The organism is Gaetbulibacter aquiaggeris (genome assembly GCF_044003965.1).
Taxonomy (GTDB): Bacteria; Bacteroidota; Bacteroidia; order Flavobacteriales; family Flavobacteriaceae; genus Yeosuana; species Yeosuana aquiaggeris.
Window position 1 is genome coordinate 134,126 of sequence record NZ_JBAWKC010000001.1, and the last position, 21,781, is coordinate 155,906.

At 39.5% G+C, this 21,781-nt stretch carries 18 protein-coding genes and 1 tRNA gene; 5 read left to right on the forward strand and 14 right to left on the reverse strand.

Annotated elements, in window-relative coordinates:
• Positions 1-60: 60 nt before the first annotated feature.
• From V8G56_RS00545 to V8G56_RS00600, 12 genes are all read right to left on the reverse strand, one after another.
• Positions 61-1,557, reverse strand: coding sequence for a serine hydrolase domain-containing protein (locus V8G56_RS00545; RefSeq protein ID WP_395436486.1), 1,497 nt, complete (start codon positions 1,555-1,557; stop codon positions 61-63).
• Positions 1,558-1,593: 36 nt separating this feature from the next.
• Entirely contained in the window at positions 1,594-2,583 is a 990-nt protein-coding gene (gene bla / locus V8G56_RS00550; RefSeq protein ID WP_395436488.1) for a class A beta-lactamase, read from the reverse strand.
• A gap of 19 nt (positions 2,584-2,602) precedes the next feature.
• A complete protein-coding gene (locus V8G56_RS00555; RefSeq protein ID WP_395436489.1) occupies positions 2,603-4,354 on the reverse strand; it encodes an amidohydrolase in 1,752 nt (583 codons plus the stop codon).
• A gap of 2 nt (positions 4,355-4,356) precedes the next feature.
• The gene (locus tag V8G56_RS00560; RefSeq protein ID WP_395436490.1) at positions 4,357-4,563 is read right to left on the reverse strand and encodes a hypothetical protein; all 207 of its coding nucleotides are present in this window, start codon (positions 4,561-4,563) and stop codon (positions 4,357-4,359) included.
• A 72-nt stretch (positions 4,564-4,635) separates the two neighbouring features.
• Complete coding sequence (locus V8G56_RS00565) at positions 4,636-6,300, reverse strand: M81 family metallopeptidase (RefSeq protein WP_395436491.1); 1,665 nt, start codon at positions 6,298-6,300, stop codon at positions 4,636-4,638.
• A 28-nt stretch (positions 6,301-6,328) separates the two neighbouring features.
• Positions 6,329-7,663 (reverse strand): metal-dependent hydrolase family protein, encoded by a 1,335-nt coding sequence (locus V8G56_RS00570; RefSeq protein WP_395436492.1) that lies wholly within the window; start codon positions 7,661-7,663, stop codon positions 6,329-6,331.
• 76 nt (positions 7,664-7,739) lie between these two features.
• Positions 7,740-9,377 (reverse strand): amidohydrolase family protein, encoded by a 1,638-nt coding sequence (locus V8G56_RS00575; protein ID WP_395436493.1) that lies wholly within the window; start codon positions 9,375-9,377, stop codon positions 7,740-7,742.
• Positions 9,378-9,398: 21 nt separating this feature from the next.
• On the reverse strand, positions 9,399-11,105 hold the full coding sequence (locus tag V8G56_RS00580; RefSeq protein WP_395436494.1) for an amidohydrolase family protein: 1,707 nt from the start codon (positions 11,103-11,105) through the stop codon (positions 9,399-9,401).
• Positions 11,106-11,126: 21 nt separating this feature from the next.
• Complete coding sequence (locus V8G56_RS00585) at positions 11,127-11,363, reverse strand: hypothetical protein (RefSeq protein ID WP_395436495.1); 237 nt, start codon at positions 11,361-11,363, stop codon at positions 11,127-11,129.
• 75 nt (positions 11,364-11,438) lie between these two features.
• On the reverse strand, positions 11,439-14,072 hold the full coding sequence (locus V8G56_RS00590; RefSeq protein ID WP_395436496.1) for a LuxR C-terminal-related transcriptional regulator: 2,634 nt from the start codon (positions 14,070-14,072) through the stop codon (positions 11,439-11,441).
• Positions 14,073-14,394: 322 nt separating this feature from the next.
• Positions 14,395-14,468, reverse strand: a tRNA-Ala gene (locus V8G56_RS00595).
• A 6-nt stretch (positions 14,469-14,474) separates the two neighbouring features.
• On the reverse strand, positions 14,475-15,272 hold the full coding sequence (locus V8G56_RS00600) for a universal stress protein (RefSeq protein ID WP_395436497.1): 798 nt from the start codon (positions 15,270-15,272) through the stop codon (positions 14,475-14,477).
• Positions 15,273-15,332: 60 nt separating this feature from the next.
• On the opposite strand from V8G56_RS00600, the gene V8G56_RS00605 reads away from it, so the two are divergent.
• From V8G56_RS00605 to V8G56_RS00625, 5 genes are all read left to right on the forward strand, one after another.
• Positions 15,333-15,833 (forward strand): GNAT family N-acetyltransferase, encoded by a 501-nt coding sequence (locus V8G56_RS00605; protein WP_395436498.1) that lies wholly within the window; start codon positions 15,333-15,335, stop codon positions 15,831-15,833.
• Complete coding sequence (locus V8G56_RS00610) at positions 15,830-17,155, forward strand: MATE family efflux transporter (protein WP_395436499.1); 1,326 nt, start codon at positions 15,830-15,832, stop codon at positions 17,153-17,155. The genes V8G56_RS00605 and V8G56_RS00610 overlap by 4 nt, the downstream gene beginning before the upstream one ends.
• Positions 17,156-17,188: 33 nt before the next feature.
• Positions 17,189-17,362: a hypothetical protein gene (locus V8G56_RS00615; RefSeq protein ID WP_395436501.1), complete on the forward strand. Its 174-nt coding sequence runs from the start codon at positions 17,189-17,191 to the stop codon at positions 17,360-17,362.
• A gap of 213 nt (positions 17,363-17,575) precedes the next feature.
• A complete protein-coding gene (locus tag V8G56_RS00620) occupies positions 17,576-18,031 on the forward strand; it encodes a 6-pyruvoyl trahydropterin synthase family protein (RefSeq protein ID WP_395436502.1) in 456 nt (151 codons plus the stop codon).
• A gap of 4 nt (positions 18,032-18,035) precedes the next feature.
• Complete coding sequence (locus V8G56_RS00625) at positions 18,036-18,788, forward strand: UDP-2,3-diacylglucosamine diphosphatase (RefSeq protein ID WP_395437591.1); 753 nt, start codon at positions 18,036-18,038, stop codon at positions 18,786-18,788.
• Here the strand turns inward: V8G56_RS00625 and V8G56_RS00630 are convergent.
• Together V8G56_RS00630 and recJ are read right to left on the reverse strand one after the other, a co-directional pair.
• Positions 18,785-20,050: an MFS transporter gene (locus tag V8G56_RS00630; RefSeq protein ID WP_395436503.1), complete on the reverse strand. Its 1,266-nt coding sequence runs from the start codon at positions 20,048-20,050 to the stop codon at positions 18,785-18,787. The genes V8G56_RS00625 and V8G56_RS00630 overlap by 4 nt on opposite strands.
• Positions 20,051-21,754, reverse strand: coding sequence for a single-stranded-DNA-specific exonuclease RecJ (gene recJ / locus V8G56_RS00635; RefSeq protein ID WP_395436504.1), 1,704 nt, complete (start codon positions 21,752-21,754; stop codon positions 20,051-20,053).
• Between the last annotated feature and the right edge of the window lie 27 nt (positions 21,755-21,781).

Here is a 21,781-nt window from a genome sequence, read left to right on the forward strand (position 1 = left end):
TCTTTTTAATAAAGGTTTTCCCATCTTTTCTTTCAGACCTAATATCCGCTACCGAGCATTTTATTTGTCGAATACCGATCCGGAGACCGGGAATTCGTCGACCGCCCCTTCGCCTCGAATAAAAATTCGGTGGTTGAATCGCACGTAGTTGAGTTCGCCAGACGGATCTTTGAGTAATTCGCCAAGGGATCCCTCATTTGGGCCTTCGGTGATGATGAAATAGCCATCGGCCGTGTTGGCCACATTGGCAGGCGCGGGATCTGATCCCTTGGTTAATAAGGAGGACTGGACAAACACATATTTGTCACCCTCTTTCTTGATCTCGATGTTTTGGGAATTGCCCTTGAAGACGCCAACGAATGGGTCGAGCACAGACGGATCAACGCCTGCTGCGACCGGAGACTTGGCCTCGATTTTTGTGAAGGCTTTGACCATTGCGTTCGCAACTTTTTTGTAGGCCTCGGCTCCGCGATCGCTGTGGACCAAAACCACCACGGCAAAGTCGCGATCAGGGATCAGCTGCAGAAAAGAACGTGTGCCGGGCCAATTTCCCCCGTGGCTGGGGCTGGTGACCCCGTTGTAGTCGTGGACGAACCATGTCAGCCCGGTAAAGTCGCCGGCCTCAGCCTCGACTGCCGGAGCGTGGACATAGTCCAGCGCTTTCTTGGACATTAGTTGGTTCCCTGAAGCATCCTTTCCATCTAACTGAAAGCGGGCGTATTTCAGCATGTCGGTAACCGTAGATCGGAGTGCGCCGGAGGCTGCGGACTCTCTAATCAACGGAATGTAGTACGGCTTTAGATCACTGATGCTGCCTTCCCCGTAGATCGGCGGATGACCCCATGCATAATTTTTAGCCGGAGGGGTGTCGTCGTAATTAAAGGATGATGCATTCATGCCAAGCGGGGTCAGCAGGTGTTCTTCGATCAGGGTCTCGATCGGCTTTCCGCCGACATGCGACACCACATGGGTCGCGAAGGTGATACTGGTGTTGTTGTACATCCAGGTTTGATCGAACGGATAGATCTGTGGGATGTAAGCCCCCTGGAGCATGACCTTCTCGCTGATCGATCCACCCGAAGGAACACGAAGGAACCCATGGTCGCCGTACCAGCCAGCGCGATGGTGGAACAGGTCAACGACCCGCGCTTTGGAAGTAGCATCGGGATCAGCAACCCTCCACCACGGCAGGATGTCCACCACACGCGCGTTCAAATCCAGTTTGCCCTCTTCGGACAACTGCATGGCCACCGTAGAAAGGAAGGTTTTTGTCACAGAGCCAATTTGAAATTGGGTATCAGGGGTAACGGCTTCGTCGGTGCCTACCTTGGTGACACCGAGTCCGGCGCTGTAGGAGTTGTCTCCGTAGATGACACCGACAGCAAGTCCCGGTATACGCATTTCCTTTATCAGTTCAGCAGTTTCCTTCATGACTGCATCGAAGACTGCTTGGCCTTTTTTTTCACTCATCTTTTTTTGTTTCTGAGCAGTTGCAGATTGAACTGTAAATAATAGCGAAATTATTAAAGTAAATAATAGTTTCATTTTTTGTTTCATGGTTCTTGTTTTTAAATATTATTAGTTGAGTTTGTCTTATTGCTTTAAATAATAAAAATCGTACAAAGTCCGGGTAACTTCTGCAATGGCCCGATCACGATCGGCTTCGGATGTTGTACTGCTTTTGGTGAACACCACAATTGCAAAACGTCGGCCATCGGGTAGCGTGATATAGCCGACGTCGTTGGCCACTCCCCCTATGGTTCCGGTCTTGTTCGCTACGGGCGTTCCCTTGGGCAGCAGCCCCTTGAGCCGGCCAGAGCCCGTGCGCGTGCGCGACATGACATTAATCAGGAAGTCGCGGCTCTCGGAGCTCGTTGCTTTGCCACCGTCAATGGCAAGCAGGAGCTGCAGCATCGCAAGGGGCGTTGCTTGGTCACGTGGATCTGCCTCGAAGTCCAGATTGCGGTCACCCTGGATCTTCAAGAGCTCCGGCCGGGCCTTGAAGACCTCTGTGGCGAGTTTATGTGTGGCCGGTCCCGGCAAACCATAGAACTCCCCGATGATCTCGCCTGTCGGCCGATCGACCCTGAAATCGCTGATCCCAATCCTGCGCAGATATTTGGTCACTGCCGCGGGGCCACCGGCCAGCCCCATTGAGATGTCGGTCGCCGTGTTGTCGCTCTCCGTGATCATCACCTCGATCAGGTTCGCGATCGACAACTGGAGCCCAGGGTGAACGAATCTGCCATTAAGCGCAGCGTCCCCGATCATCATCATATCGAGTGTGACATCGACCATCTGGTCGAGCCGCAGCTCCCCCCTGTCCACGCGATCCAGCACGGCAGCGGCAATCGCAACCTTGTAGGTACTCGCCATCACAAACAGTTCATCGCCGTTTATGGTGATCGTCTCCTGAGAGCCAATTTCCTGTGCGGCCACTCCAATGCGACCCGCTAACTTCTCTGTGAGTTTCTCAATCTTTTTAGAAAGAGCTTCAACATTTTGTTTTTGAGCAAATGCCGGTTGAACTGCAAATAATGCCGAGATTATTACAGTAAATAATAGTTTCAAATTTATTTTCATCTTTCTTGTTATTTAAATGTTAATTATTGTGTTTGTATACTGATTTTCCACGTCGAATAGCTTCTATTATTTTAATGTTGTGAATTTCCAATGGATCTATTTTAATTGGATTTTTATCTAAAATCACAAAATCTGCATATTTGTTAGTTGTAATGGTTCCCTTTTTATCTTCTTCAAAATATTGATAGGCAGCCCAAATTGTGAGGGTTTTTAATCCATCAAAAGGGGATAGTCTTTGTTCTGGTCCTAATATCTTGCCACTTCTAGTTACTCTATTTACAGTGGCATCTAGCACACGCATAGCATTAGGAAAAGTAACAGGGGCGTCGTGGTGTGAAGTAATATTTAGTCCTGCCGTTATCGCATCTTTAGTAGGCGAGATATAATCAGCTCTTGGATGTCCTAAAACAGACTCTACATGCCAATCCCCCCAATAAAAAGTATGCATAGGGAATAAAGAGGCATCAATATTTAGTTTGGCTGCTCTTTCTATTTGGTCTTTTCTAATGGTTTGTCCGTGAATAATAACCGTTCTATGGTTATCGTAATTGTATTTAACTTGGGCTTTTTCAACGGCATTTAAATATTGGTCTATAGCTGCATCCCCATTGGTATGACATAATAGTTGCCATTTGTTTTCAAATGCATCGGCAACAGATTGGTTTGCCGCTTCATCATCCAAAATAGGAAAACCTAAATAATCGGAATTCTCTCCTTGAGGAGGTGTATGGTAATGCTGGGTTAACCAGGCTGTTTTGCCTTGTGGTGAACCGTCTAACGTTAATTTAACGCCACCCAGTCTAAAATTGTTCTTATAGGTATGTTCATGATTATAATAGTCGCCCTTAAATAAATCATAAGCGCCTTTCATACGCATATCTGGATAGGAAACCACATCGATGTATAGATTTCCTGCATTTGCTTCTTTGATAATGCCATTGACTTGAGAAGGGGCCGATCTTCCTTCTTGAGCGGTTAGGTAACCATTTTGTGCATATTGAAGTTGACCAAGGTGAACGGCTTTGGCATTTACTTCATCGTCTGTATTGCCTAGCACTTTACCTAGAGTTGTGAATACTGCATTTTCTTCTAACACACCATTAGGCGTTCCATCCATATTTCGTCTTAGCTTTCCTTCTTTAGGATTTGGCGTATCCTTTGATGTCCACCCCATAAGTTCTAATCCTATAGTATTTATGGAGGCTAAATGCCCAGATTGGTGCATGATGATTACGGGATATTCTTTGCTCACCTTATCTAAATCTGAAGCTTTAGGGTGATCTTTTTCCGTTAGTTGTGAATCGTCATAGCCGTTTCCAATAATCCATCCGAATTTATTTAATACCCATTTTCCTTCTTCTAGGTCTTTAAATTCATTTAATGTTTCTACTATGCTATTGAAATCAGCACCTGGACCGTCTGGTGGGGGTAGAATATTGGCAAACATAGATGTTATTCCAACCAAATAAAGATGACCATGTCCATCTAAAAAAGCTGGAAGCATTGTTGCTCCCTTTAAATCGTATGGTGCTGCATTTTGAAATTGGCTTTTTGCAGCCTCTAAAGAACCTACAAAAACAATATGATCTCCTTTTCTAACAACGGCTTCTGCATACTGTGCTTCTTCCCCTTCCATGGTAATGATGTCTCCACCAAAATAGAGGGTTGTTTCAGAAGTGGATGAAAGCGTTTCTTTATTGCTTTTATCGTTATCTTTACAAGAGGACATTAATAATACTATTCCTAAAAGTGTTAATAGTGTTTTTTTCATACCTACTTATTTAAATTTTCTACTGGGTTACCGTTAACTATTAGGATGTCTGCATTTCCAGAAGTGGCTTGTTTCAGAATTTCAGGAACTGTCCACCATTTTAATCGATTTCTTAACTCATAAGATTGTCCTTTTTTCTGTTCTCCATTATCAACATAATCACTAACTATTATAATTTTAGCATTATACTTTTTTACGAATTTAAACATTTTGTCAATTTCCTCTTTAGCTTCTTGTTGTCTTTTTTTTATAATTAATACTTGTGTTTATCTCAATTTACATTAATATTTTAAATTAAAAGTTGCGTTTTCGTCGAGCGGGTAGATAGGATACTTTAGCTGGGTATGCTCAAAAAGTGTAATATCGCGACTAGTGGTTCCAGGGACATCAGCGAGCAGTAACTTGTCGGTGAAATTTTCATAGAATGCTCTAAAGTGCATCCCGCTTTTGACCCCTATAACGTCATATTCCTGAATGATGATGCCATGTGGCCGTCCCTGTGTATCATCATAGGTCTGGCATAGGCCGGAAATAACAATGACATCCACCGTATTCTCCGCTTCGATGACCAACCTGGCGGTAGGGCCAAGCTGGAATGGGCCATTGAAAGCGGTCCCCCCACGAACGGTCTCATTCCCATCAGAAATGGACTTGACATAGGCTTTTGTTTTGATTGGTTCGCCCGCCAATGTCTCATATTTTCCCCCGAGGTTCACATCGATTGTCGCTCCTACACCGGCTGCGACTGCTGCCTTTGCGGTTTCCGGATCGTGTATGGACATGAAAGCGACTTTCCCCAAGCCTTTTGTCTCCATCAGAGCCTTCAGCAGATGGGTTCCACCACCCCCAGCTCCGCCACCCGGATTATCCGCAGCGTCTCCAATAACTATGGGAGTATGGTCGATGATATCGTTTTTCGTTGGCAATCTACGCACATAGTGGCCGTCCTTCTCGAGCATGGCCAGCACAGTGCTCATCGTTTTATCCAAATTTTCTAATGGGATGATGGACTCTTTCCTATGGTCCCATATCCACTGCGCTAGTTCGTTCACCAATTCTTCTGCTAGTTTGAGGTTATTTTCGGTAGTGACCATTGGGTACACACCACAAAAATTGCTGTCCTGATATGGGAAACCATGCATCACAGAGCAGTTGAGAACCCCTGGCCGTTTTTCTATTTCAATACACTTTTCTTTAAGTTGATTGGCAAAAGTACCCACCTCTTCGGTATTACTCATCCCCATCATCAGGGGCACTTTGCGATAGGCTGGGGTAGGATGTGATTCTCCTGCAAGGATGGCAGCGCCACGATACATCGCATCACGTGCGCAGGCATTCATATCCATATGAGGATATTCTTTGCAGGCACTGAAGAAATTCATATTGTCCTTCATTTTATCGGTAATCTTGCCATGCAGGTCGCCCGACCAAATAATCATGGTGTCCTTTCCGACCAGTTCTCTGACCGACTCCGCTAAGTCTCCTTCAAGGTCGTGCGTGCTGTTCACCATACCGGCACCGTGAACACCAAGGTAAACAATGTCCATGGGCATCTGTAATTTTAGCGTGTCCATAATCTCCTTTTTCGCATCTTTCCAAGCCTGATCGCTCACTGTGCTAAAGCACCAGTCTATATAGTACATGAGACCCGGCAGTAGCTCCCATCCCTTTTCTTCACAAACATCTACCGCTCCTCCAATAGCAGTCCCTTTCAACATATTCTTAATCTGATCGCCCCGGAACGTGCGCATTCTGTCGAGCGTGGTTTCACCCATACCTTCAGTTAAATAGGTGTTGGTTTCATGGAAAAAGCCAACATAAGAGACTCTTAATTTTTTATTTTTTTTTAATTTGTTTTCATTGTTTAAAGAGAATGAAAACAGAGGTGCTGATGCTATAGCAGCACTGGCAGCTGTAGATAGTGTAACAAATTTTCTTCTTTTCATTTCTTTCGATTTCTATTAAAATAATGATTTACTTTAAATTGTTTTTATATAGAACACCGTCTTTCATGATCACCTTAAATTTATTTTCGGGATCGGCAACTAAATCGATGTTCTCTAATGGATTGCCGTCCACCAATATCAGATCCGCATAAGCACCCTCTTTGATAACGCCTATGGGGTGTGGATAGGGGTCTCGAGGGCCACAGAGTTTCACCAATTCGGCATTGTCGAAAGTGGCCATTTTCAGGATTTCGTAGGGGGTGTACCATCTTTTCAGTTTAGTAAGCAATTTTCCTTGCTTTTCGCCTAACTCTGCATCGAAGAGAATATCCGTACCGAATGCGGTTTTCACTTTATATTTTTTAGCTAAAGCAATCGCATTGTCGAGACCATCCGTTACTTCAACAAATTTTGCTGTGCTTATCGGGTCTTCAAATCGAATGGCATCTTCATCGTTTATGATGGGCTGCATGCTAAACCATGCACCTTTCTCGGCCATGAGTTTAGCGGTTTCTTCGGTGATGAGAAAAGCATGTTCGACGGATTTTGCACCAGCTCTTACCCACATTTGAATGGCATCATCGGTATTGGCATGGATGGCGACATAAGTGTTCCAGCTTGCGGCGACCTCAACCATAGCCTCGGCCTCAGCCTTGGTATATTGGGTAACATCGAGCGGGTCATACAAAGAAGATACTCCACCGCCAGCCATCACTTTGATTTGGGTAGCACCCATTCTAAGTGCCTCACGGGTTCTTTTTGTCACTTCCGGCACTCCATCCGCAATGATTGTATGGCCTGTTCTCTGAATGTAATCTAATGCTTGATCCGGGTTAGAAGGAACTGCATTGGGTGCCAGAAAATCGCCATGCCCCGAAGTTTGGCTAATCGTGGGTCCTGAAGGGTATATCCTAGGACCAAAAATAGTACCCTCATCTATAGCCTTTTTTACACCAAAAGAATTGCCGCCAATATCTCTCACCGTAGTAAATCCTCTTAACAGGGTTTTTCCCGAATGGTGGCCTGCATTGATGCCGAGGTGAGCTAAATCTGTATTTAAAAGTTTGCTTATCGACCAGAAATTAAATACAGTATGCCAATGGTTGTCGATGAGACCGGGCATAAGGGTCATGCCTTGCCCATCAATAATGCTAACATTATCGGTTTGCACAACCATCAATGGTTCTTTTGATATTTGCTTGATGAGGTTGCCCTCTACCAAAACATCTGCCTTTAACCGTCTATCGGATAGTCCATCAAAGACTTGTACATTGGTAAACAGGGTGATTTGCTTGGCTTGTTCCTGAGCAAACAGTCCTAAACTGAGGACACAAAGGATACATGCAAGTAGCAATTTTTTCATTTTTAAAGAGTCTTTAAGTTTATTAATTAGTTAGTTTTTTTGAGATATTATGCCCCCCTCAATTATTAAAGTTGTATCACTTTAAGCCAGCTCCACCAAAATCATGTGGTACAGCATAAAATTCTTTTTGCCAACTCTCAATATCCAGAGGTACCAATTTACTCTCTTCTACAGGTTCAAAACGGATCGCTTGACCCGGATTAACAGTATCAGGCATGACTTTGGAATCTTTTACAACAACAACTCCATTAACTAAAACATAAGGAATCCCTGTCGATGGGGTTGTGCCATTCGCATAAGTTGCATTGTCTTTCACATTTTCAGGACTGAAGATGGTGATGTCTGCCACCATACCTTCCTGCATACGACCACGCACCTGCATGGCTTTTAAACCCATCTCGCCTAATGGCTTGGCATAATTGTAAGAGGTCATGGATACCAATTGCATTAATGGAATGTTATTGTCCTGGCCTAAACGCAATGTTTTAGCAAACGCGCCAGAAGTACGAGGATGGACATTCGGTAAGTCTTCAAAAGGTGTATTTCTGGTCAGACCCGTATATGGAATTAATGGCATACCATCGCTACCAATGGCCACCCCTGGCATTTTTAGCCAGTCAACAATGGCTTCCACAGGCATTTTGTAAACGATAACAGCTCTTGTGGGTTCTTTTTTCAACATTTCCTCTCGACTTTTCTGAGTATAGAATTCGCCAGTTGCTACATCTTGCACGGTTTCTTCGTATTTGTTGCCTAAAGATTTTACCCAAACATCGGGCTCAAGAAAAACGGCATTTAAAGCGGTGGATCCTGCTGCATAAGGATATATTTCACCCCATACATTGTGGCCACGCTCACGCATTTTAACCAATAATTCGTGTACCAAATTGTATCCGGGATTATTGAAATGGATGGCAATAGCTGGTGCGCCCAGGGCAGCCGCATTGGCTAACATTTCCTGTATACCATTCACCTCGGCAACATCGTTACCTGGGGTGCCTCTAAAGTGCATACCTATTTGACGGCCATAGGCACCTGCTAATTTTTGCAATTCATAAATTTCACGGGTGGATACCCCCTCGCGCATATAACCCACCGTTGAGCCTATACCAATACCTCCCTGACGCAACCCTTCATCCATTTGTGCTAAAATTTCGTTTCCTTGCTCCAAATTTGGTCTTGTTTTAGACCAACCATCTTTTACACGGGTTTTTAAAGCATCCATGGTATACAAGAATTCCCACTCATTGAAACCATCAAGTACTGCTGCACGTGCCAACTCATGTGCTACGGCAACTCCATAATTTAAAGGAGTATTCCCTTCATGGCGTTTGTACCACTCACCTAGTTTGGGTCCGTAGGCTCCCACCTCCAAATCCATAATGGTGGTTCGACCATCGCGCAGCATGAGGTTATACATATAGGGCTCTATACAATGCTGATGCCCATCAATAAAACCGGGAGCAACAACATGTCCGGTAGCGTCAATGGTTTCTTTTCCAGAGATTTCAGCTTCTGTGATAATCGCAATTTTACCGTCTTTAACTCCGACATTTCTGATGCCGTCAAAGTTGGTTTCCGGGTCCATGACGCGTCCTTTAAGGATGACTACGTCAAATTCCTGGTTGGTGTCTGCCCCTTTTTCAGTGGTTTTCTCCTTACAGCTGCTGAAAATAAGTGCCGAAATAAAGAGAGTAAAAAGTGTTTTTTTCATGTTATGAATTTTAATTTCTAGTTAATTTTTCTTTACTGCTTTTCCCGCACCAGAGTCATCATCTAAATGCATCTCCACAACCTCTGGATTTAGACCAATAGTATATTCATTTAACCATTTTTCTTTAGAAATTGGCTTAAACCTTCCTTTGGTTTCGATTGGGAAACGAATTTCTTTGCCTGGCTTTACAGGTAATACTTCGCTGTTTTTTACGACGATAACACCATTTACAATTACATAAGGAATACCGGTAGTTGGTGTTCCATGTTCGCCTACTTTGAAGCTTGAATTATCCGTAATAGATAAAGGATCAAAAATGGTAATATCAGCCACTTTTCCAATTTGAATTCTGCCTCTATGCATCATGGACTCAAGCCCAGAATCTCCTAAGTGTTTGGCTGGCCAATAACTTGCCTGAGAAATAGTAAACATAAGCGGGATGCCTTGTTCGCGAGCCAATCGAAATACCGCACCATGGGAGCCAGAGGTACGAGGGTGGCCTCGGTATTCAGTCCAATCCGCATCCCATGGCAATAAAGTACCATCTGCGCCAACGCCTGCCATCGCATCACTCGCAATAGTCATGTGAGGAATTGCCAACCAGTGATTCATCCACGCTTTTCGATAAGGAAATTCAACCACAACCGATCTTCCTGGATCTTTTTTCATCAGCGCAGCATACGTTTCGTTGGTAAGGTATTGATCGTCAACAGGGTCGTAGATGGTTTCTTCGTATTTATAACCACGCTTTTCTACCCATTCCGAAGGGCTTAAAAATGCTGCTGTTATCGCTGTTGATCCGGCAGCATAAGGATAATACTCAGACCACATATTCAATCCTTTTTCTCTTGCCAATTGCAATTTTTCTTCAATTTCCCACCACCCATAATCATTGTTATGCGCCATCAATAAGGGAGCGTCTAACAACATTGCATTGGTAAACACCTCGTCGAAGGCTATTGGAGCTTCGGTGGGTGTTTCTGATATAAGATGATACCTGGTATGAACGGATGTTAGACGGCCATAGTTCGCGCCGGCCCGTTGTGCGGCAAAAAGTTCGTAGCTGGTCATTCCCTTGGCCATATATGCGCCGGGCACAGCAACACCAATGGCTCCTTGTCGCAGATCTTCATCCATTAATTGCATCACTTTATTCATTTCCTCGATAGTGGAATTAGTATCTGCCCAACCTTGAACTCCATCTGTCAAAGCTTTGGCTGCATAAATTGGAACAGTAGAAAAATCGACGGGACCGCTAAGTTCCGCATCAGGATCATGCACAGCCATTCTATTAAATAACAAGCTGGCTGTTGTACCGTAGTTGACTTGCCACCCTGTCTTTGCTTTCTCGTCGTACCACGCTTTTACATTGAACGAACCGGCTTCAAGGTCCATACCTGTAGTGACACCGTCTCTTAATGCCATTTTGGTAGCGAATACGTCGGTGGCATGATAGTGGGTGTCAATAAAACCTGGTGCAACAACGTGACCACTGGCGTCAATGGTTTCTTTACCTATAATCTCACTTTCGGTAATGATCGCAATTTTACCGTCTTTAACTCCGACATTTCTGATACCGTCAAAGTTGGTTTCCGGGTCCATTACCCGACCGTTTAAAATGACGATGTCAAATTCTTGATTAGGATCTGTTCCTTTTTCAGTGGTTGTTTCTTTACAGCTACTAAAAATAAGTGCGGTAATAAATAAGGTTAAAAGTATTTTATTCATTTTTTTGTTTATAGAATTTATTTATTTTAACAAATCACGAACGCATTTAATTTCGCAGCGAAGATCGGTCAAGCCTGCAAGCAAACCCAACAAAGCCGTCTGATCTGGAAGCCAACCTACAAAGGTGTTTTCTCCTTTTTTATTTTTTATACGAAATCCCAAATCGTCCATAAAATCGATTACAGACGTATTAATTTTTCCTGCAACTTCAATTTGAAAAACCGAACCTTTATTAGAATCTTTTTTTATCAATTCCATGCGTCATTATTGGACTTGGAAAGATATGAATGTGTTTCTTAAAATTAATACCCCGAAAGAGGTATAAAAGGAGTACTAGAGCTTAAATAGATTCTTCTCTAATATTTTATTTATCATAGCAGTACGATTGGAGACGTCGAGTTTACTATAAATGTTGCGCAAGTGCGTCTTAACAGTTAATATGGAGATATTAAGCTGTTGCGCAACTTCTTTATTCCTAAAACCTTTATAGATAAGTCTTATGATTTCTTGCTCCCGAAGCGTTAAAACATGGACATGGCTCAAATCTTCTTTTGGTCTTTTTTGAGCTGCATAATCGAAGTTTATACGAGTTAAAATGCGATAAGGAGCATTGTCTTCCAGGACACTAAATAAAGAAGGCATAACCAAATTAGCTTCTAAAATAGGCCTGATCATATTTTTCTTTTCTGCCAGTATAAGCGCTTCCTCTAACCATTTGGCAGCAAGATTTTCTTTTCTGAAACGGAAAAATGCCATCGCTTTGAGCATCAAAATATCTACCAGCTGATAGCCATTATTTACACTTTTCAGAATGGCTCCCACTTCCTCTAGCACAGAAATCGCTTCCTTAACCTGAGCATTAGTACCTGAACTTACCAAGATCCTTATCTTGGTAAGTTCAGGTACATCTATCAAAAATAAATACGAGGACGGATGCTGTTTCACCCAGTCAGAAATAGCCCAACTAATTTCTTTATCCCCTTGCCCAAAATGCCAGTTGACTCTTGCTTGTACAGAGCGGTGGTAATTTTGGAACTTTGTGTCTTTTAGTTTTGTGGCCAATCGGCTCATTTGGTCAAGAAATGAAGCAGTTGCCTTTTCATCTTTTTTTAATGAGCTTATCAGCGTTAACCCCGCCAGTGCATCAAAATAAGTCCTGTAATTAAAAACACCCTCTAATGCCAGCGCTTCCTTAAAGGCGTTTACTGCTTCATATTCATTGTTAGATTGAAAGGCAGCATTACCTATAAAATACAAACCCCATCCTTTTGCATGCAGTAAATCAGAATCCTGAACATGAAACAGCAACTTTTTTGCGTCACTATTTACTGAATTAAAATTTCCAGAAAGTATATGAACGAGCACTTTACCGTGTATGGGGCGTGAATGCATTTTTGAGGAAAGCCCGAGTTTTTCTAGAATCTCTTCAAGAGTCTGCAATGCCAAAGGGGCAAAACCAAGCATCTGTCTGCAACAAGCCAAGACCAATTCCCTGCGTCCGCCAAACATGTAAGTTTCATCATAGAATAGCGCTTTAGATTGTTCGATTGATTCTAACGCTTGTTTTGGGTCAGGTTTGACAAACGTTAGAAAGTACCCTAAATGAAACAGATATAGGGAAATGTTCTTATCATTTGAATTCTCAATGCCAATTGATTTTAGTGTGTCCAGGATGGACGAAAAATCCTCTATGTTCCACGTTTCTTCGCACACCAGTAATTCTGTCAGCATTATCTCAATGTTCATATTCCGAATTCGCCGAGGAATCAGATCAAGCCAGCGCTGCACAACCCACCATTGGCCCTTATTCAATTCGCTTTCACTATGCTTTGTGATTTGATAGCATGCTAAAGCATGGTTATTTGCTTTGATAGCGTAGTTGATGGCTTCATCAATCAGACCATTATCAGAAAACCATTCACTGATGTGAGTATAAAGTGATGTAATGCTATTAGGATCACTTTTTTTTAGATTTCGCATTAGAGTTTCCCCAACTAAATGATGAAATCTATACCAACCCCCTTCCTCATCGGAAGCGATAATGAAAAAATTAAGATCTTTTAGTTTAGCAAGGAAAACCTCTCCTTTACAGGAACTTTCATAAGCAAAGTCACAAATGGAGTCGATAAGCTCAACATTGAATCGATCGCAAAGTGCACAAAGTTGCATCTGCCTAAAAAAGTCAGGTTCTAGATTAAGACTTATATAAGAAAGCAACTGATCTAGATTGCTTGAAATGTTTTCGATGTCCTTCATTTTATTATCCTCCATCGGAAATGACCTGGCCAATAATATCATTCTGATAGCCAAAATCCATCCCTCTGTGCGCTTTATAATCTTATCGATTACGTCACTTTTGAGTCTAATATTTCTATATAATGCCAAAAACTGAGTTAATTCATCTTTGTCAAATCTGAGGTCCGACATTCTGAGTTCAAATAGCCTATTATATAACCGTAGTTTTTGTAATTTAAAAGGTGGATCCCAACGGGTTATGATAACCACCTGTAAATTTTTTATCTCTTCGCTGATCAGTACTTGCACTAACTGGTGAATCTCCTGGTTCTTTATTAAATGGTAATCATCCAAAATCAGGATGGAGTGCTCGTCCAATAAGTTGAGTGAATTAACAATAATTTCAATAATGGACGGCCACGAAATAAAATTGTAATCCTTATCCAAATTTTTTAATGATTGTTTTTCAACAGAACTAAATTTGCTCAGCGCCTCACTTATATAGGTTAAAAAAATAGATGTATCATTCATTGTTTCATCTATTGAAAGCCATACATTAGTGCTTTCTGTCTCTTTTAACCATTGACTGATAAGTATACTCTTTCCATAACCTGCAGGTGCAGAGATCAAAATTAATGGTATGGCCCTTTTATTTTCTAATATTTTGAGAAGATGCGGTCTTCTAATAAGATCTGAAGGAAGTGCTGGTATATTTAATTTAGAATGCCGCATGAAATATTTTCATATTTTTTATAATGAAGGATTTAGACTGTCTAAAAACTATACTCTATGTTATTGAGCTTACTTTTAACACTATAAAGTTAAAATATTTAATTTAATCATAGGTGTTTGAGACTAATTAAGATTTTAGTAATGATTTTTCTATTAAAAAATTGATAAATGATTCGACATTTTTTCTGTTCGCTCTAATAAACTAGACTCAGGTATATTTTGTATTTGAGTATTTTAATCTTAAGATGGGCTAATTGTGGGCTAAATATAAAAACAAAAAACCCTAACTAATTGATTAACTATTGTTAGGGTTTTGAATCTGTGGAGAAGATGGGGCTCGAACCCACGACCTCTTGGCTGCCAGCCAAGCGCTCTAGCCAACTGAGCTACATCCCCATAAATTTATTTTAATTCACTTAGAACTAAAACAGGTATTGAACTTGAAAAATCCTTTTTCAAAATTACATTTTTTTCCCACTTTTTCATAAAAAATCCTCTTTTACGTCTTACAACACAAAGCATGTCTGGATTATGTGATTCATAATGCCTTAACACACCTTGAAATGTAGTCGCATTTTCTGTAGTAGAAATCTCATCAACTACTGATTTTAATTCATCGTTAACATCAAAATCACCTTCGTTATGATAGGGTGTTTTTACCAATAACAAATCAATTTTACATTTAAATTTATCTTTAAAAGATTTAAGCGGCTCTAAAACATGTTCTTTTCTTATAATAGCCGATTTCATAGCCATTAAAATATGTTTTATAGGTTCAAAAGTGTATCCTTCTGGCACAATGAGTGAAGCGGGACCATTCATTTGTTTTATTATCTTTCCTGAAGTCTCCCCTAAAAAAACTTCATCATTTACAGAATTCGTTCTGGGTTGTATTAATATTAGATCAATATTCGCCACTCTGCTGACCAATTCTAAAACATCAACTACTTTTCCTTTTAATGCTTTAGTCACAACCTCCACATTTTTAGTATTAATTTTTGACATAAGATCATGTAAATACTCCTTGCTTTCTCGTTCTAAAATATGATCCAAATTAATCATAGTACCAGCTTTAGTAAACACTTTGTATATATGTACAACATAAAGTTTAGCTCCAAAAGCTTCCGCAAAATCTACTGCATACTGAAGATGACTAAGGGTGTTTTTTGATGTTCCAACTGGCACTAATATATTTTTCATGAGTAAAGTTTTAAAAAATTAAATTTACAATAAAAATGTGACACAAAATTAAACATAATAATGATTAGAAAAGGAAATCATACAGATATTAATCGCATTCTAAAAATAACAAAAGCATGCACCGAGCTCATGATTAAAAACAACATTTTTCAATGGAATGACTTTTATCCAAATGAAAATGCTTTTAAAAAAGATGTGGTACGTGAGGAATTATATGTGATTGCGTTTGATTCTGAACTTATTGGATGTGTTACAATATCTACATTAATGGACAAGGAATATATGCCCGTTTCATGGCTTACACAAAGCAAAAAGAACTTGTACATTCATCGTTTAGCCGTTCATCCTGAACACCAAGGAAAAGGATATGCCCAGCAATTGATGGCTTTTGCTGAAACTTATGCCATTTCAAATGAGTTTAACTCTATCAGATTAGATACCTTTTCAAAAAATTTAAGAAATCAAAAATTTTACGAACTTAGAGGCTATAAACGCCTTGAAGAAATAAGGTTTCCAAATCAAAGTGAGCATCCATTTTACTGTTATGAACTAGTCTTATGAGCTTAGACATCAGCTTTAAACACATAAATAAATTAGCAATTCCGGCTTTAATTTCTGGGATTTCAGAACCTTTGCTATCCTTAACCGATGCTGCCATTGTGGGTAATATGGCCATTAACTCCACAGAATCTTTGGCAGCCGTAGGTATTGTAAGCACTTTTCTTTCCATGCTTATTTGGGTTTTAGGCCAAACCCGCAGCGCTATTTCATCTATAGTTTCCCAATATGTGGGTGCCAATAAAATAGACCAAATAAAAAATCTTCCGGCTCAAGCTATCTTTATCATTACATCTATTAGTATTTTAATTATCCTATTTACATATCCTTTTGCCAGATCTATTTTTAAACTTTATAATGCCTCAGATTTAATTTTAGACTATAGTGTTATTTACTATAAAATAAGGGTGTTCGGTTTTCCTTTTACCCTTTTTACTATTGGAGTGTTTGGTGCTTTCAGAGGCCTTCAAAACACCTATTACCCAATGATAATAGCTATTTTAGGCGCGGTTATTAATGTGGTTTTAGATGTTGTTTTAGTATATGGTATTGAAGGGATGTTGGAGCCCATGAATATTGAAGGGGCTGCTTACGCCAGTGTGTTCTCACAATTCATGATGGCCTTGTGTTCGGCCTATTTTATACTTAAAAAAACAATAATCCCTTTAAAAATAAACTTCCCTTTTAACCAAGAGATAAAACGGTTTATTTTTATGATACTTAATCTTTTTGTTAGAACGATTGCCTTAAATGTTACCTTATATTTTGCAAGTGCGTTTGCTACCAGTTATGGATCAGAATATATCGCAGCCTATACTATTGCCATTAATTTATGGTTTTTAGGGGCCTTTATTATTGATGGGTATGCAAGCGCCGGAAATATCTTGTCAGGAAAATTATATGGAGCCAAGTCCTATCATCTATTAATTAAACTGAGCAATCAACTCATTAAGTATGGAATTGTTATTGGAGCTGTAACCGCTTGTATCGGGGCTCTTTTTTATTTTCCGCTTGGCCGCATTTTTACTTCAGACCCAAATGTGTTAAGCGTTTTTTATGAAGTGTTCTGGGTCGTTTTATTAATGCAACCATTTTGTGCTTTAGCTTTTATTTTTGATGGTATTTTTAAAGGATTAGGTAAAATGAAATATCTCAGAAACGTTTTACTTTTTGCAACTTTTCTCGTTTTTGTGCCCATTTTATTTTGGTTAGACTCTCTTGATTTTAAACTTTATGCCATATTTATAGCACTAACCATCTGGATAATCGCAAGAGGTATTCCACTAATAATAAAATTTAGGCAACTGTTTTTGCCACTTGTATAAAACAACTAACTTTGAATACTAATTTTGCCTTAAATGTTATTAATAACTCTTGCTCAAGACATTAATATTGAAGATAAATTAAAAAGCGCTCCTGATTCAAATTATGAAATAGGTGTTTTTATAGGCTCTATGCTTCCTTTTGTGATTTTAGTGGCCATAGCTTATATGATTTACAGATACAATAAAAACAGAATAAATAAAGACTAATGGATTTTATAAATTTTTTAAGTGGTAATGGATTGTTTTTAATCCTGGCTCTAGTGCTCATAGTTGTTTATGTGGTTAACAGAGTTAAAAAACGTTAGCCATTAATTTTAGCTAGGTATTTGGTTTTAAATTATTGGAATATTACAATCAAATAAAACTTAAAGCCCAATAGCTTTTACAAAATGAATATCTTTGTGCTTTAATTTATTATAAATGGGTAATATTCGCATTACAAAACAATTCTCTTTTGAAACAGGCCATGCCCTTTATGGCTATGATGGTAAATGTAAAAATGTACACGGACATAGTTACAAACTTTCTGTCACCGTTATTGGTAAGCCTATTAAAGACAATACACATGTAAAATTTGGGATGGTTATTGATTTTGGCGATTTAAAACGCATTGTTAAAGAAGAAATTGTAAATGTATTTGATCATGCCACCGTTTTTAATAAAAATACACCACACGTGGAGTTGGCCAAAGAACTGGCCGATCGTGGTCATAACGTATTATTGGTAGATTACCAGCCAACAAGTGAAATGATGGTTATTGATTTCTCTAAAAAAATTAAAAGCAGATTACCAGATCATATTGAATTACATTCTTTAAAACTTCAAGAAACTGACACTTCCTTTGCGGAGTGGTACGCTAGCGATAATGGGAAATAATTTTATAACTTTTCCGAAAGGTAAAAAAATATATTTCGCTTCAGATAATCATCTTGGAGCTCCAACTAAAGATGCTTCGGCCCCAAGAGAAAAGAAATTTGTAGCTTGGTTAGATGACATTAAACAGGATGCGGCAGCTATTTTTCTTTTAGGTGATTTATTTGATTTTTGGTTTGAATATAAAACCGTTATTCCCAAAGGCTTTACCAGAACTTTGGGAAAACTAGCTGAAATAAGTGATTCTGGAATCCCTGTTTATTTCTTTGTTGGTAATCATGATTTATGGATGGATGACTATTTTAAAACTGAATTAAACATTCCTGTTTATCACCAAGCAGAAGAGTTTGTGCTCAATAATAAAATCTTTTTTATTGGTCATGGCGATGGGTTGGGCCCTGCTGACAAAGGTTATAAACGTATGAAAAAAGTGTTTACTAATCCTTTTTTTAAATGGGTATTCAGATGGGTTCATCCTGATGTTGGTATGCGCATTGCACAATATCTATCAGTAAAAAACAAATTGATTTCTGGTGATGATGATGCTCAGTTTCTTGGTGAGGAAAATGAATGGCTGGCGCAATACAGTCAAAAAAAATTAGAAGAAAAACACAGGGACTTTTTTATATTTGGCCACAGACATTTGCCATTAGAAATTCAACTTAACCCCTCTTCAAAATATATCAATCTGGGCGACTGGATTGGATATTACACCTATGGTGTTTTTGATGGTGACAAAATGGAATTAAAAAAATATTAATCCTTTTCGTGATCTTCAATATCCTTTCTAAGGTCTAATTTTCTAAATGACGGAGACACAATACCAGTAGTTACAACCGTAATTAAGGTCATAGTGCCTCCAAACACAACAGCTGTTACGGTTCCCATAAGTTTAGCCGTTAAACCACTTTCAAAAGCTCCCAGCTCATTTGAAGAGCCCACAAACATAGAGTTCACAGACGCTACTCTTCCACGCATATGATCAGGTGTTTTTATTTGTAAAATAGTTTGTCTTATCACCATAGAAACCCCGTCGGTAACACCACTAAAAAATAGGGCCAGAACAGAAACCCAAAATATTGACGAAAGGCCAAAAACAATGATACATACACCAAATCCAAAAATAGCCCCCAATAGTTTTAAACCGGCATTTTTACTAATAGGTAAATAGGCCGTAATTAACATGGTTAAAAAAGCCCCTACAGCAGGTGCCGCTCTTAAAACCCCAAAACCTTCTGAACCTACCTTTAAAATATCTTGCGCAAATATGGGTAATAAGGCAACCGCTCCACCAAATAAAACGGCTACCATATCTAAAGTTATGGCTCCTAAAATAGCCTTTGTTTTAAAAACAAACTGAACGCCTTCTTTTAAACTTTTAATTACTGGCTCTCCAATTTTTGGATTTAAAATAGGCTTTTTCTTAATTCTAAAAACAATAAACAATGACAAAATAATCAATCCGAAAATGATGCAAAGGGACCAATGAACACCAATCCAGCCAATAGAAAAGCCAGCAAAAGCAGGGCCCAAAACAGATGCCATTTGCCAGGTTGAACTGCTCCAGGTAGCTGCGTTGGCATATAATTTTTTAGGCACTATTAATGCGATTAACGAAAAAATGGTTGGGCCAAAAAAGGAGCGCAAAAACCCTCCAAAAAACACTAAAGCATAAATACAATATAAAATAGTATGTGTAGACCATGATGAAACAACTACGGGCCAGGTAAGTAAAAATAGGCCTAAACTAATGAGTGAAAAGGCTGCTATAATTGTAGCTAAAAGATTTCTCTTCTCTCTTTGATCTACTATATGTCCGGCAAACAAAGCCATAGTAAATGCCGGAACGATTTCCATCAACCCAATAAGTCCAAGTGACAACGGATCTTTTGTAAGACTGTAGACCTGCCATTCTATAACTATAAATTGCATGGACCAACCAAAGACTAACACCAATCTGAGTAATAAAAAAATATTGAATTCCTTAATTCTCAAGGCTGCATATGGGTCATTCTTATTCATTTATTCTGAATCATTCGCTTTCACGTCTCTTAATTTGAGTTGCAGACTAACATTGCCATTCCATTCATTCTCATCAACCGAGTAAACCACTTTAAAAAGTTTATTATCAGTAATTAGATCGACTTTATCTCCCATACCAAAACCAATAGCTACCAAAGCGTTAGAACCAGGTTGAACAACAGTCATTCTTAAATGTGTTTTGTCTGCTCCAACGCATTTTCCATACCCCGTATCTTTTAAGTCTTCTGTCATAAAAACCGGAGTCATATTTTCTGGTCCATAAGGAGCAAACTGTTTAATAATTCTATAAAATTTGGGGCTAATATCTTTTAAATCAATTTTCGCATCAATTTTAATTTCAGGAATCAATAAGGATCTATCGATTGTTTTTGAAACCTCATCTTCAAAAGCCTGTTTAAATGCCTGATAGTTTTCTTCTTTCATTGTTAATCCTGCGGCATATTTATGTCCACCAAATTGTTCAATAAATTCACTGCATGCTTCAATAACATTATAAATATCAAAATCTCTGACTGAGCGCGCCGATGCAGCCAGTTTGTCCCCGCTTCTGGTAAACACCAAGGTTGGTCTGTAATAGGTTTCTGTTAACCTGGAAGCCACGATACCAATAACCCCTTTGTGCCAATCTTCCTGATATACCACCGTTGTTAAATTATTTTGCTCGCCTAACTGTTCTATTTGAATAAGAGCCTCTTCGGTAATACGTTTATCTTCTTCTCTTCTATCGGAATTATATTCCTCAATCTCTGCCGCAAACTGCAGCGCTTTCTCATATTCCGTTTCCACTAATAATGTCACGGCATAATTGCCGTGTTTCATTCTTCCTGCAGCATTAATTCTTGGTGCTACTACAAATACAACATCTGTAATAGTCAATTCCGTCTTATTAACTTGTTCTAGCAATGCTTTTATACCTGGTCTCGGAAAAGTATTTATTACCTGCAATCCAAAATAGGCTAATACTCTATTTTCTCCCGTAATGGGAACGATGTCTGCGCCAATGGCAGTGGCCACTAAGTCAAGATATTCAACAAGATCTTTAACGCCTTTTCCCTCTTTTGAATTTAAGGCTTGAATCAATTTAAAACCTACGCCACAACCACACAATTCTTTATAAGGATAATTACAATCGTCTTGTTTTGGGTCTAAAACAGCCACCGCGTCTGGAATATCATCTCCGGGTCTGTGATGATCACAAATAATAAAATCAATCCCTAATTCTTTGGCATAAGCTACCTTTTCTACCGCTTTTATTCCGCAATCTAGAGCAATAATAAGTGTGAAATCATTTTCTACAGCAAAATTGATTCCCTTATAAGAAATACCATAACCTTCATCATAGCGGTTTGGAATATAAGTCAGAACAAGCTCATGTCTGGTTTTTAAATAAGAAGACATTAATGCAACTGACGTGGTCCCATCAACATCATAATCACCATAAACTAAAATATTCTCCTTGTTTGTAATGGCTTTTTCTATTCTGGTAACGGCTTTATCCATATCTTTCATTAAGAATGGATTATGTAAATCACTCAGACTTGGCCTGAAAAACTTTTTTGCCTCCTCAAAGGTTTCAATTTCTCTTTCTAATAGCAGAGTTGCAATAATAGGATCTACTTGAAGTGCTTTTTGTAATGCTTCAATTTTAGAGGATTCCGGTTTAGGTTTTAGTGTCCACCGCATTTTTATATCAAGGTTAAAGGCTGATTC